This is a genomic window from Ruegeria sp. F5 (assembly GCF_056533845.1).
The window spans coordinates 124,814-137,218 of sequence record NZ_JBQFOU010000009.1 but is presented as its reverse complement, the minus strand read 5'-3'; the positions used below and the strand labels follow the sequence as shown (position 1 = coordinate 137,218).

Here is a 12,405-nt window from a genome sequence, read left to right as displayed (position 1 = left end):
GATGGCCGACTTGATCATTACAACCTCCTGCACATGATCCCGAGAACGCAACACTTTCAGACTGGCGAGCGGTTCATGCGACCAACAGTGACGGGACGTTTCTCGGATGCCGTTACGCTATTCGCGCCATGCGCCCAGCGAAAACCGGATCTATCATCAATATCTCTTCACGCTCTGGCATCATAGGTGTGCCTATGGCGGCAGCATATGCCGCTTCAAAGGCTGCTATCCGAAATCACACGAAATCGGTCGCACTGTATTGTGCAAGTCAGGGTCTTGCCATCCGCTGCAATTCTATCCATCCGGCGGCAATCATGACGCCAATGTGGGAGCCACTGTTAGGCGAAGGTGCAGACCGCGCAAAACGAGAAGCAGCAATCGTTGCTGATACTCCGATGCGGCGATTTGGAGAAGCGTCAGAAGTAGCTGCACTGGCTGTTATGCTTGCATCCGACGAAGCCCCTTACATGACCGGAGCTGAGCTTAACATTGATGGAGGTATCCTTGCAGGGTCTGTGGCCATTCCTGACGAGTGAAGGCAGGAAGGAGTTAGCGCAATCGAGCGGTAATCTGGACTTTTTTAGCACGGAGGCGCAGGTGGGCTTTGGTATTGCTGCGACGGATAGGCATGCTGGCAGCTAGACCAGTGTCCGGTTCGGATCACCAACAAGCGCTGACCAGCGAAGCAGAGAATGACACCTCTGAACCCGTGCCAATCTCTAGACAAGGCAAAGCAACTGACTTCTGTTCCAAAGATTCGTTTACCGATCAACACGGGCCAAAGCGAGACCGATACCCGACCCAACAAAAAGAACACCAGTTAGCCTGTGACGCCATCGTCCGAGTTTAACTATTGCGGGTCGCGCCATCTGCGCAGAAGCGGCCCACACAAGATCACCGAGCATGATGATGGCTACATAGATCACGGCGGCAAAAAGCAAAGCAGAAGAACCTGATCCGATAGCCACAAACTGAGGCAGGAATGCCGCGTTGAATATTAAGGTCTTTGGATTGATCGTGGCGAGTAGGAGACCCTGCCAGAAGAGTGCTGTCAGCGGCTCACTGCTGGCGCTTTGTTTTTCGATGTCCACGATGCCCTTACGCCATGTGGTCACGCCGAGATAGACCAGATAAGCCACTCCGATCCATTTCAGCCAAAGAAAAGCGTAGGCTGCAAATTCGAGGAGCGCGGCCAGACCCAGGACGACGACTAAAAGTTGCAAAGCCACGCCAATAGTTGTGCCAAACACCGTAGTTGCGCCGAAGCGAAATCCGTAAGCCAATGTATTTGCAACAATCAACGCTACGTTCGGCCCAGGAATTGCAACGAGGAGAACGGTAGCTCCAACCAGTGCGAATATCAGACTCGGCTCCATCGAACATTCCTTTTTGAGAACAGCTTAAGCAGTCGTTGTCCAAAAGCCAGCTTGATCCCGAAAAGCTGGAACCAAAAGAGCACGGATTTTAAGGATTGGATTGAGTCGCGAGCAACATAAAACACAAAAAGCGGCAAAGGTCTGTTGGGGGTCAAATCCGACAGAAAGCCAAGCCGCCGTGCATGGCGGCTCACCATTGGTAGCATGGGATTGGTGGCATGGGATTCAGAAACACGCGATCATGGCTGTTGACTTGGGTCAATTCGACCGCGGGCCAGTATTGTATAAATTGCGGGGATCATAGGAGCTCACCGCCATGACATGTAACAAGGTCGGCAGATTCGTTTGGCATGATCTCTTCACAGGCGACCGATCACGCTCGATGGACTTCTATCGAGACCTTGCCTCCTGGAGCTTTTTGACCGAGCACGCGATGGATTTTGCCTGGGGCGGCGGTGAGAAGGACTTTGTGCTCGCCTTAGCACACGGAGAGGTTGGCGCAGGCATTGCCGAGACACCGCAACACTACGACGACGGATGGATTGCCTATGTGGAGGTCGAGGATGTGGACCAATCCGCGTCAGCAGTTGAGAGACTCGGTGGAACCGTTGTGAGACCGCCATTCGAAGTGCCGGGCGTTGGTCGCAACTGTCTTTTGAGGGACCCTTTAGGAGCATTGGTCGGTATCTGCCTGTCCAGACACTCCTATCCGGTGCAGGAGCGGCAATTTGGAATAGACGGGTATCTATCGAGTTCCGCAGATTTCCCTGGTGAATTCTATTCGGAGTTGTTCGGATGGGTTTCCGGGTACGACAGCGAACTACAACGAACAACCACCATTTCGCTACTGTCCGGCGATGAAATTGCCGAGCAGTTGCACGGACTGCCTCAGGAACAAGAAGTTGCTCGCTGGATTCCAAGTATCAGAGTTGAAGATGTCACCGCCGCCTGTCATGACGTGGAACGATTGGGTGGAAAACTGGCCAAGATCGACACGAATGATCCGGATCGCTCACGCTGTCGGGTCTTTTACGATCCGAATGGTGCGCTATTCTTTCTTGTACAGTCACAGGACTGATTTGGGTCCAACCCGAGGATGACCCGCCTGAACGCATTTCGGCTCATCAACACTTGTTCGTTTTTCTGCTTCGACAATTTGATTGGTCGGCAGGAAGTGCCGCTCATTTCCCCTCGACCCTTCGTCAGGATCAGAGAACCTCGTCAACAGGGCGCCGTAATGACATGGGCATTGGGGGCGCGTGTTTGCAAAGTCCGCTAACCTTGAATTGCAAGGCTCGGATTTGAATGGCTGCTTCGGGCTGGAAGCAGCAGTCCTCAAGCTTCACGGGGGCCACGACCATAGCATTGGGCCAACCAAAATTTGCACTGTGCGAAATTAGCTTTGAATTCGAAAATCAGTGGGTGGCTATTGCGCCCAAGGCTTTGGGCCAAAGATGCAAATCTTTAGGCGAAATGCAAAACTATGGGCGCCCCTACAGCCGCTAGAAATCCAGGTTTTCCACACTCAGCGCGTTCTGTTGGATGAACTCGCGGCGGGGTTCCACCACGTCGCCCATGAGCTTGGTGAACAGATCGTCGGCCTCGACCATGTCGTCCACGCGCACCTGCAGCAGCGTGCGCGCATCCGGGTCCAGGGTGGTTTCCCAAAGCTGATCGGGGTTCATTTCGCCCAAGCCCTTGTAGCGCTGCAGCGAAAGGCCCTTTTCGCCCTCTTCCAGTATCGCGCGCAGCAGGTCCAGCGGGCCGTGGATGACCTGTGACCGGTCCCGGCGGATCAGGGTGGCGGGGGTGTTATAGACCTCTTGCAGGCTTTGCGTGAACGATCCGGTCTTGCGCGCCTCGCCCGAGCGCAGCATAGGACCGTCGAGGGTACGCACCTCTTCGACACCGCGCAGGATGCGGGCCAGTCGGATGCCGTGATCCTGGGTGATCCTGCCCTGCCAGCCGCGTTCGTATTCCAGCGCGATCAGGTCCAGACGAGCGGCAACCTTGTCGGCGACGCCCTGCAGGTCGGCATCCACGGCACCGGGCACGAATGCGCCCGCCACGGCGGCCTGTTCCAGAATGTGGCGCGGGTAGTGGGTCGGGAAGGCATCCAGCACGCGTTTCAGCTGGCGCGCCTCATCAACCACCCGGGTCAGGTCCTGACCGATGATTTCCTCGCCAGACCCCAGTTTCAGCACCGCGCCTTCGACGCCCTGATTGATCAGATAGTCGTCCAGCGCCGCCTGGTCTTTCAGATAAACCTCTGATTTGCCGCGCGAAACCTTGTAAAGCGGCGGTTGCGCGATATAGAGAAACCCGCCCTCAATCAGCTCCGGCATCTGCCGGTAGAAGAAGGTCAGCAGCAGCGTCCGGATATGCGCACCGTCCACGTCGGCGTCGGTCATGATGACGATCTTGTGGTAGCGCAGCTTCTCGATGTTGAACTCGTCCCGGCCAATGCCGGTGCCCAAGGCCATCACCAGATTGCCGATTTCCTGAGACGACAGCATCCGGTCAAACCGCGCGCGTTCGACGTTCAGAATCTTTCCCCGCAGGGGAAGAACGGCCTGTGTCAGACGATCGCGACCTGTTTGGGCCGATCCACCTGCCGAGTCCCCCTCGACCAGAAACACTTCGGTCTTCGAGGGGTCTTTCTCGGAACAATCCTTCAACTTCCCGGCCAGATAGTTCACATCCATCGCCGTCTTGCGGCGGGTCAGTTCGCGCGCCTTGCGGGCAGCCTCGCGGGCCAGAGCGGCCTCGATGATCTTGCCGACGATGGTCTTGGCCTCGTTCGGGTTTTCCTCGAACCATTCGGCCAGTTTTTCGTTCATCAGACCTTCGACTGCCGGACGCACCTCGGAACTGACCAGCTTGTCCTTGGTCTGCGACGAGAATTTCGGATCGGGCACCTTGACCGACAGCACACAGGTCAGACCTTCGCGCGCGTCATCGCCGGTAAAGCTGACCTTTTCCTTCTTCGCAATCCCGCTGGACTGGGCGTAATTGTTGATCGTCCGGGTCAGCGCGCCCCGGAAGCCAGCCACGTGCGTCCCGCCATCGCGCTGAGGGATGTTGTTGGTAAAGGGCAGAACCGTCTCATGGTAGCTGTCATTCCACCACATCGCGATTTCGACGCCAATATCGTCCCGCTCACCCTTGATATAGATCGGTTCGGGCATCGCCGGAGTTTTCGACCGGTCCAGATATTTGACAAATTCCTTGACGCCGCCCTCATAGAACAGCTCGGTCTCCAGCCGTTCGGCGGGGCGTTCGTCGATCAGAATGATGCGCACGCCCGAGTTCAGGAAGGCCAGCTCGCGCAGACGCTTTTCCAGCGTCTCAAACGAGTATTCGAGGTTCGAGAACGTATCGGTCGAGGCCAGAAACCGCACCTCGGTCCCGGTGCGGTCGACGCAGTCCTGAACCACCTTCAGGTGTTCCGCCGTCTCGCCCCCCTCAAAACGCGCCACATGTTCCTTGCCGTTGCGCCAGACGCGCAGCTCCAGCCAGTCCGACAGCGCGTTCACCACCGAGACACCCACACCGTGCAGACCGCCCGACACCTTGTACGAGTTGCTGTCGAACTTACCGCCCGCATGCAGCTGGGTCATGATGACCTCGGCCGCTGAAACCCCCTCTTCAGGGTGAATATCCACCGGAATTCCGCGCCCGTTATCGCTGACCGAAACGCTGGAATCCGCATGGATTTTGACGGTCACATGGTCCGCATGACCGGCCAGTGCCTCATCAATTCCGTTGTCCACAACCTCGTACACCATATGGTGCAGACCCGAGCCATCATCGGTATCGCCGATATACATCCCGGGGCGTTTGCGAACCGCTTCTAAACCTTTGAGAACCTTGATGGAATCCGCGCCGTATTCCTGGGGTGCCTGTGCGTCTTCGGACATTCAGTCAGTACCTATATTATTTTGGTAACTTATACGTTTTCTGGTGGGGATTGTCACGCGATCCCCCAACATTTTGTGCCGGAATCTGAGGGTTGGCACAGATCAAAGCCGATCCAGATCCGCCGCGATATCAGCGGCAATTTCCGCCGCGTTCACATCGCTTCGCTCTGCCGACAATCGCAGGCCCAGAATGTCGGACTGATAGCGCGCGGCCAGACGGTCCGGGTCGTGGTCGGGTCCGATTTCGCCAGCCTCCTGCGCGCGGCGAAACAGCGTCGCGAAACAGTCCTTCATCTCGGCCATATGGCACCCGGCCCTGTCGGCCAATTCGTGCCCTTTGGCCTGCAGTTCGGCATAGGTCTTGGCCAGCATACAGGCCCGCGCGGGCATCTCGCCTTCGTCGATCACCACATGCGGCTGCGCCTTGAGCGCCCTCAACGGCCCCATTTCATCCGCCATCGCCATCAGACGGGCAACGCCATCCTGCGCGTATCGCTGCAGCGTCAGCGCATAAAGCGCATCCTTGGACCCGAAGGCCGCATAGAAACTGCCGGGTTTCAGGTTCAACTCGCGCTCAAGATCTTTCAGTGAGGTTCCGGCCCAGCCCTGCCGCCAGAACAGATCCCTTGCCTGCGCAATCAGCGCGTCGCGGTCATATGAAGGCTTGCGGGGCATCGGCTTCACCAATTCTTGAACGTTCGCTCAAATATATACTTGAGTGATCGCTCAAAAAAGCCTAAATACGACTCATCGCGCCAGAAACAGGAGCTTTGACATGGCAAACTTCCCCTCTCATGACCTCGAAACCGCCCCGGAAGGGTCGAAACCGCTGCTGGAAAAGTCACAGGCCGCTTTTGGCCGTCTGCCCGGCCTGCACAAGGTGATGGCGGAAAGCCCGCAGCATCTTGAGGGCTATCAGGTCCTGCACGGCTTGTTCCTGCAGACCGATTTCGACAATGACGAGAAAACCGTGGTCTGGCAGACGATCAACGTGGAAAACGAATGCCATTACTGCGTGCCCGCCCATACCGGCATCGCCAAGATGATGAAGGTCTCGGACGAGATCACCGAAGCGCTGCGCAACGAAACGCCGCTGCCGACTGCAAAACTGGAAACGCTTCGCACGTTCACTCTGCAAGTGATGCAAAGCCGCGGAAACCCGAATGAAGAACAACTGCAAGCCTTCTTCGACGCCGGCTATTCCCACCGCGCGGTTCTGGACGTGGTTCTGGGTCTTGCGCAGAAAACCATGTCGAACTACGTCAACCACATGGCCCAGACCCCGGTTGACGAGGTCATGCGCGGCTTCCTGTGGGAACGCAAAATCAGCGAACCGGCCTAAGCCGTCACGACCGAGCCCTCATCGCCTTCGGTGACAGTCAGCGTCTGGGCCCGGTCTCCCAATTCGGCAAACAACTCAGGCCCGGTGCCCGTCATCCAGGCCTGAGCCCCCAGCGCGCAAATCTCGTCATACAGCGCCGCGCGCCGCTCCGCATCCAGATGCGCGGCCACCTCGTCCAGCAAGACAATCGGCGGTGCCCCCACCATCCCGGCCAACGCGCGCGCGTTCGACAGGATCAGAGACACCAGCAACGCCTTCTGCTCACCCGTCGAGCAATCCTTGGCCGGCACGCCCTTGGCGGCAAAGACCCCGTACAGATCCGAACGATGCGGCCCCACCAAGGTCCGTCCTGCGGCCAGATCGCGAAACCGGCTTTCGTCCAACGCCTCGCGCAAGTCCTGCGCGGTTTCGGGCATCGCGCCCTCGGTCTGCACCAGTTCCAGATCAGCCGAGGGAAACGCTGTTTCCGCCTGATCCTGCGCGACCCGCAGATGCCCCAGCGCCGCCAGCCGGGCAGCATGAATACGATGGCCCGTCTCGGCCATCTGCCCCTCCAACGCCGCATACCAATGGGCATCCCGCACCTGCTCTTTCAGCAAACGGTTCCGTTCCCGCATCGCCTTTTCATAAGTCAGCGAGGCTTCGGCATGCGACGGATCAAAACTCAGCGCGATCCGGTCCAGAAACCGCCGCCGCCCCTCGGCCCCTTCGATCCAAAGCCGATCCATCGACGGGATCAGCCAGACCACCCGCGCCAGCTTGCCCAGATCGATCTGACTGGCGGCTTTCTCATCAATCCGAACCTGCCGCGCCGCGCCGCCTTCGGACCAGGTCTCGACCTCATACCGCTGCCCCTGCGTCCGCAACAGGCCGGACAGCTTCCACCCCAACGCCTCGGGCCGCCGGGTCATCTCGGCCGCGCTGGCCCGCCGCATCCCGCGCCCCGGCGAAAACAACGACACCGCTTCCAGAATATTGGTCTTCCCGGCCCCGTTCGGCCCGTGAATCGCCACCGGCCGCCCGTCCAACGACAACCGCGCCAGCTTATGAGACCGAAAATGCGAGACCGTAAGCTCGGTCAGGGCCAATCCCATGACCCCTCCCTTCATCTTTTCAAAAATACTCCCGCCGGAGGCATCGCGCGCCAGCGCGATCAGACGCGCATCGGCATGACCACATAGACCGCGCTCTGATCATTGCCTTCGCGCATCAGGGTCGGGTCCCCCGCCGAATTGAACAGGAACACCGCATTCTCGCGATCCACCTGCGAGGCAATCTCAAGCAGGTACTTGGCGTTGAACCCGATCTCCAGCCGCTCATCGCCATAGGCCACGGCCAGTTCTTCCTCAGCCGCACCGCTATCCGGCGCATTGACCGACAGCACCAGCTTGTCGCCATCCAGTTGCAGCTTCACCGCGCGGGACCGCTCGGACGATACCGTCGCCACCCGATCCACTGCCTGCGCAAACTCCGCCGCATCCACTTCCAGCTTGCGCGTGTTGCCCTGCGGAATGACCCGCGTGTAATCGGGGAAAGTTCCGTCGATCACTTTCGAGGTCAGCGTGATATCCGGCGTGGCAAAACGCACCTTGGTTTCGCTGACCGAAACGGCGATGTCCATCTCGTCATCATCCAGCAGCTTGCGCAGTTCCCCCACGGTCTTGCGCGGCACGATCACGCCGGGCATATCCGCCGCCCCCTCGGGGCAATCCGCATCGATCCGCGCCAGACGGTGGCCATCGGTGGCCACGCAGCGCAGCACCTTGCTGCCATCGGACCCATCGGTCACATGCATATAGACGCCGTTCAGGTAATACCGCGTCTCTTCCGTCGAAATCGCAAATTTCGACTTGTCGAACAGCCGCCGCAGCAGAGCTGCCGAGGCGGTGAAGTTCGACTGATATTCCGAGGACGCCATCACCGGAAAATCCTCTTTCGGCAAGGTCGCCAGCGAGAAATTCGACCGCCCCGCCTCAACCGTCAGACGCCCTGCCGCGCTGTCGGCGGTCAGCGTAACCAGCGCCCCGTCCGGCAGCTTGCGTACAATCTCGTGCAGGGTGGTTGCGGCGACGGTGGTTGCCCCCGCTTTCTCGACCTGCGCCGGGGCCTTGTCGACCACTTCGATGTCCAGATCGGTGGCGCGGAACTGGACCTGGTCGCCCTCGGCCTCGATCAGCACATTGGCAAGTATGGGAATGGTGTTGCGCCGTTCGACAACAGATTGGGCCTGCGAAACGGCCTTGAGAAGGGTGCCGCGTTCGATGCTGATCTTCATACCCTCAATTCCTCTGACTTGCGTGCCGAAATGGGCGGGACTGGCACGTTAGCGGTTCCACCCTGAGGCACAAGGATTTTTTACCGATTTCTGGGTCGGAATACCGCAACCGTCAAGGGTCGCGTGATCGTTCCGACACAGTTCATTCCCCGACCGTGGAGAAATGCGCACAAGAAAACGCCCCGGGCCGATGGTCCGGGGCGTCACTGAGTGGTTTGGGGATGTGACTCAGGCTTCCAGCGACCGGCGCAGCATCTCGACATCTTCGGCAATCTGGCCGTCGGTCAGCTTCAACTCTTCGATCCGCTTGACGCCATGCATCACGGTGGTGTGGTCACGACCGCCAAAACGGCGGCCAATTTCGGGCAGGGACCGGCTGGTCAGCTGCTTGCACAGATACATCGCCACCTGACGCGGGCGGGCATAGGACCGCAGGCGCTTGGGGCCGATAATGTCGGACAGGCGGATGTTGTAGTATTCAGAGACCTTGCGCTGGATCTCTTCGACGGTGATCTTGCGCTCGGACATGCGCAGCACATCTGCCAGACAATCCTGCGTCAGATCCATATCGATCTCGCGCCCGACCAGCGAGGCGAAGGCAAAGAGACGGGTCAGCGCCCCTTCCAGCACCCGCACATTGGTCGAGATGCGCTGCGCCAGGAATTCCAGCACGCCGTCGGCGATGGTCAGGTCGGGATATGTGCTGCTGTAATGCTGGACCTTGTTCTGCAGGATGCCCAGACGCAGCTCGTAGTCGGTCGGGTGCAGGTCCACCACCAGACCGCATTGCAGGCGCGATTTCACCCGGTCCTCAAGGTCCTTGATTTCACCGGGCGCGCGGTCGGCCGAGATGATGATCTGTTTGTTCTGGTCCACCAGCGCGTTGAAGGTGTGAAAGAACTCTTCCTGCGTCGAATCCTTGCCGGCGATGAACTGCACGTCATCGACCATCAGCACATCGACCGAGCGGAACAGGTGCTTGAAATCCATCATCCGGCGCTCGCGCAGGGCTTTGACAAAGCGGTACATGAACTGTTCAGCCGACAGGTACAGCACGTTCAGGTCTGGATGCTTGGTTTTCAGCTCCCAGGCAATCGCGTGCATCAGGTGGGTCTTACCCAATCCGACGCCGCCATACAGAACCAGCGGGTTGAAGGTGACCGGCCCGCCCTCGGAGACACGGCGCGCGGCGGCATGGGCCAGTTCGTTGGGCTTGCCCACCACGAAGCTGTCAAAGGTGAACCGCTTGTCCAAAGGCGCCGCCTGCAGCGACTCGAACGCATCCGGCCCAGCATCTGTCTGCGGCGCAGTCGGTACGGCAGAGTTGAACTCGGGCACGGCATCGGCAACGGGTGAGGGCCGCGCCGGTGAATTGGCGGCAACACGGAAATCCAGACGCTGCACTGCCTCACCCGAGGTGTTCAGCTCGTATATAATGAGGTCCGCAAAATTTTGGCTGACATAGTTGCCCATGAAATTCGTCGGCACCGAGAACACCGCCACACCATCCTGCAACTCCTTAAATTCCAGGGGTTCGATCCAGGTGGTGTAGTTGTTCCGACCAACAACCTTGAGCAACTTGTTACGCAGTAGTCCCCATTTCTCTTGTGTCATTCAGCGCCTCACGCATCCCATTCTTTATTGGCCTGTCGGCCTTATTGACTATGTCCCGGTCGCCCGGTTTATGGATTCACACGCGCAAAGGTATCCCAGCGCCGGACCTGACGGTTCGGCGGGTCTGTCCCAAGTAAAGTTCGGTGCTTGCCGGCACATGAAGCGACCCATAGCAGGGGCCGCCCGGTAAACCGGGGCGCACGTCACAATCGCATTTTTTGACAGGGCCAAGGCCAACGGTTACACCGCGACCAGTAGCAGATCGGCAGCCCCGGCTTGCGCCGGATGACGACTTTGGTTCCACGATCATCCTGATGCCCGTCAGTCCGATCCCGGAAACAGCCTGTCCCCCCAAGCGAGTGAATCGCTAGAATAGTGGTAACAAGACGAGACAGGGCGCGGCAACGAAACTCTGATATTGACTCGCGGTTCCGCCCGAAAGAATCTCTCGGTTTTGTGAAGGCGCGGTATTCTGGCAACAGGTGAAAAAAGGCGCCGCTACTCGCGGCGCCTTTCAAATTGGTTCAGCCTTTCTGACGTGACCTAAGGTCAATCAAAAGACTTAGCCCAGCGCTTTGACGCGCGCCGACAGGCGGGACATTTTGCGCGAAGCGGTGTTCTTGTGGAAGACGCCTTTGGTGACGCCGCGCATCAGTTCGGGCTGAGCCGCGCGCAGGGCTGCGGTCGCTGCGTCCTTGTCGCCCGAGGCGATTGCTTCTTCGACTTTGCGCAGATAGGTGCGGATGCGCGAACGGCGTGCTTTGTTAACGGCGAAACGCTTTTCGTTCTGACGCGCGCGCTTCTTTGCCTGGGGCGAATTTGCCATGTGTCTCTGACCTTTTGTTCGGTACGGTTATCTAGGGTTGCGCGCCACGGAATTATCCGCACCGGATCAGAAATCACGAGTGTGAGTCGGGCCAGGCGGGCCGCACGCGCATGTATAGCGGCGCTACCTATCCAAGTTTTGGGGGTTTGCCAAGCCGATTCTTGGCCAGCGCATAGCGGCCATGAAAAAGGCGGGCCGCGCCCGCCTGTCCCTGTCTGCTTTACTTGTCGCGGAACTGGGCAGAACGTTTTTCCAGAAACGCCGCCATGCCCTCTTTCTGGTCTTCGGTGGCGAACATCGAATGGAACACCCGGCGTTCGAACAACATCCCTTCGCTCAGCGGCAGTTCATAGCTGCGGTTCACCGCCTCTTTCGCCGCCATGGCGGTCAGCTGCGATTTCTCGGCGATTTTCTGCGCCGCGCCCACGGCCTCTTCCACCAGCTTCTTGGCGGGGACGATACGGCTGACCAGCCCGGACCGCTCGGCCTCTTCCGCGTCCATGAAGCGACCGGTCAGGTTCATGTCCATCGCCTTGGACTTGCCGACGAACCGCGTCAGGCGCTGGGTTCCGCCCAAACCGGCAATGACGCCCAGATTGATCTCGGGCTGACCGAACTTGGCGGTATCCGCCGCGATGATGAAATCGCACATCATGGCCAACTCGCATCCGCCGCCCAGCGCATAGCCCGCAACCGCCGCGATGATCGGCTTGCGGATGGCGGTGATCCGGTCGTTTGCGTCGCCGAACAGGTTCTGGCCATAGACCTGAACAAAGCTCATCTCGGACATCTCCTTGATGTCCGCACCTGCGGCAAAGGCCTTGTCCGACCCGGTGATGACGATACACCGTACCTTGTCGTTTCCGTCAGCCTCTTCCAGCGCCGTGCACAGCTCAGCCATCAGCTGGGTGTTCAGCGCATTCATAGCGTCCGGTCTGTTCAGCTTGATAAGGGCGACGTGGTCTTCGGTTTCGACGATGATCGTCTCAAAAGCCATGAGGTGTAAGCTTCCGGTTGTTCAGTTCAGCTACGATTCCTTACCACGCGATTTC

10 protein-coding genes and 1 pseudogene are annotated in these 12,405 nt (G+C 58.8%); 3 read left to right on the top strand and 8 right to left on the bottom strand.

Annotation, left to right across the window (positions count from 1 at the left end; genetic code table 11):
* Positions 1–53: 53 nt before the first annotated feature.
* Positions 54–536, top strand: a pseudogene (locus ACR0K1_RS15235) (SDR family oxidoreductase); the annotation flags it as partial.
* A 225-nt stretch (positions 537–761) separates the two neighbouring features.
* Here ACR0K1_RS15235 and ACR0K1_RS15230 read toward each other — a convergent pair.
* Entirely contained in the window at positions 762–1,376 is a 615-nt protein-coding gene (locus ACR0K1_RS15230; RefSeq protein WP_480851181.1) for a LysE family translocator, read from the bottom strand.
* A gap of 316 nt (positions 1,377–1,692) precedes the next feature.
* Between ACR0K1_RS15230 and ACR0K1_RS15225 the strand changes: the two genes are divergently transcribed.
* Positions 1,693–2,454, top strand: a complete 762-nt coding sequence (locus ACR0K1_RS15225; protein ID WP_480851180.1) for a VOC family protein — start codon at positions 1,693–1,695, stop codon at positions 2,452–2,454.
* Positions 2,455–2,878: 424 nt separating this feature from the next.
* Here the strand turns inward: ACR0K1_RS15225 and gyrB are convergent, their stop codons facing one another.
* Positions 2,879–5,296, bottom strand: a complete 2,418-nt coding sequence (gene gyrB / locus ACR0K1_RS15220; RefSeq protein WP_480851179.1) for a DNA topoisomerase (ATP-hydrolyzing) subunit B — start codon at positions 5,294–5,296, stop codon at positions 2,879–2,881.
* 102 nt (positions 5,297–5,398) lie between these two features.
* A complete protein-coding gene (locus ACR0K1_RS15215) occupies positions 5,399–5,971 on the bottom strand; it encodes a TetR/AcrR family transcriptional regulator (RefSeq protein WP_480615002.1) in 573 nt (190 codons plus the stop codon).
* 100 nt (positions 5,972–6,071) lie between these two features.
* Between ACR0K1_RS15215 and ACR0K1_RS15210 the strand changes: the two genes are divergently transcribed.
* Positions 6,072–6,638, top strand: coding sequence for a carboxymuconolactone decarboxylase family protein (locus ACR0K1_RS15210; protein ID WP_480615004.1), 567 nt, complete (start codon positions 6,072–6,074; stop codon positions 6,636–6,638).
* Here the strand turns inward: ACR0K1_RS15210 and recF are convergent.
* The 5 genes from recF to ACR0K1_RS15185 form a co-directional block, all read right to left on the bottom strand.
* Entirely contained in the window at positions 6,635–7,732 is a 1,098-nt protein-coding gene (gene recF / locus ACR0K1_RS15205) for a DNA replication/repair protein RecF (protein WP_480615237.1), read from the bottom strand. The two genes, ACR0K1_RS15210 and recF, sit on opposite strands and share 4 nt — an antisense overlap.
* A 59-nt stretch (positions 7,733–7,791) precedes the next feature.
* The gene (gene dnaN, locus ACR0K1_RS15200; protein WP_480615006.1) at positions 7,792–8,913 is read right to left on the bottom strand and encodes a DNA polymerase III subunit beta; all 1,122 of its coding nucleotides are present in this window, start codon (positions 8,911–8,913) and stop codon (positions 7,792–7,794) included.
* A 228-nt stretch (positions 8,914–9,141) separates the two neighbouring features.
* Positions 9,142–10,527, bottom strand: a complete 1,386-nt coding sequence (dnaA, locus tag ACR0K1_RS15195; protein WP_480615008.1) for a chromosomal replication initiator protein DnaA — start codon at positions 10,525–10,527, stop codon at positions 9,142–9,144.
* Between the two features lie 562 nt (positions 10,528–11,089).
* Entirely contained in the window at positions 11,090–11,353 is a 264-nt protein-coding gene (gene rpsT, locus ACR0K1_RS15190) for a 30S ribosomal protein S20 (protein ID WP_142638226.1), read from the bottom strand.
* Between the two features lie 220 nt (positions 11,354–11,573).
* A complete protein-coding gene (locus ACR0K1_RS15185) occupies positions 11,574–12,350 on the bottom strand; it encodes an enoyl-CoA hydratase (protein ID WP_480615010.1) in 777 nt (258 codons plus the stop codon).
* Between the last annotated feature and the right edge of the window lie 55 nt (positions 12,351–12,405).

What these genes read in the sequence shown, in the direction of transcription:
- ACR0K1_RS15230 (WP_480851181.1), bottom strand. Translation starts at nt 1,376, where the DNA reads ATGGAGCCGAGTCTGATATTCGCACTGGTTGGAGCTACCGTTCTCCTC.
- ACR0K1_RS15225 (WP_480851180.1), top strand. Translation starts at nt 1,693, where the DNA reads ATGACATGTAACAAGGTCGGCAGATTCGTTTGGCATGATCTCTTCACA.
- gyrB (WP_480851179.1), bottom strand. Translation starts at nt 5,296, where the DNA reads ATGTCCGAAGACGCACAGGCACCCCAGGAATACGGCGCGGATTCCATC.
- ACR0K1_RS15215 (WP_480615002.1), bottom strand. Translation starts at nt 5,971, where the DNA reads ATGCCCCGCAAGCCTTCATATGACCGCGACGCGCTGATTGCGCAGGCA.
- ACR0K1_RS15210 (WP_480615004.1), top strand. Translation starts at nt 6,072, where the DNA reads ATGGCAAACTTCCCCTCTCATGACCTCGAAACCGCCCCGGAAGGGTCG.
- recF (WP_480615237.1), bottom strand. Translation starts at nt 7,732, where the DNA reads ATGGGATTGGCCCTGACCGAGCTTACGGTCTCGCATTTTCGGTCTCAT.
- dnaN (WP_480615006.1), bottom strand. Translation starts at nt 8,913, where the DNA reads ATGAAGATCAGCATCGAACGCGGCACCCTTCTCAAGGCCGTTTCGCAG.
- dnaA (WP_480615008.1), bottom strand. Translation starts at nt 10,527, where the DNA reads ATGACACAAGAGAAATGGGGACTACTGCGTAACAAGTTGCTCAAGGTT.
- rpsT (WP_142638226.1), bottom strand. Translation starts at nt 11,353, where the DNA reads ATGGCAAATTCGCCCCAGGCAAAGAAGCGCGCGCGTCAGAACGAAAAG.
- ACR0K1_RS15185 (WP_480615010.1), bottom strand. Translation starts at nt 12,350, where the DNA reads ATGGCTTTTGAGACGATCATCGTCGAAACCGAAGACCACGTCGCCCTT.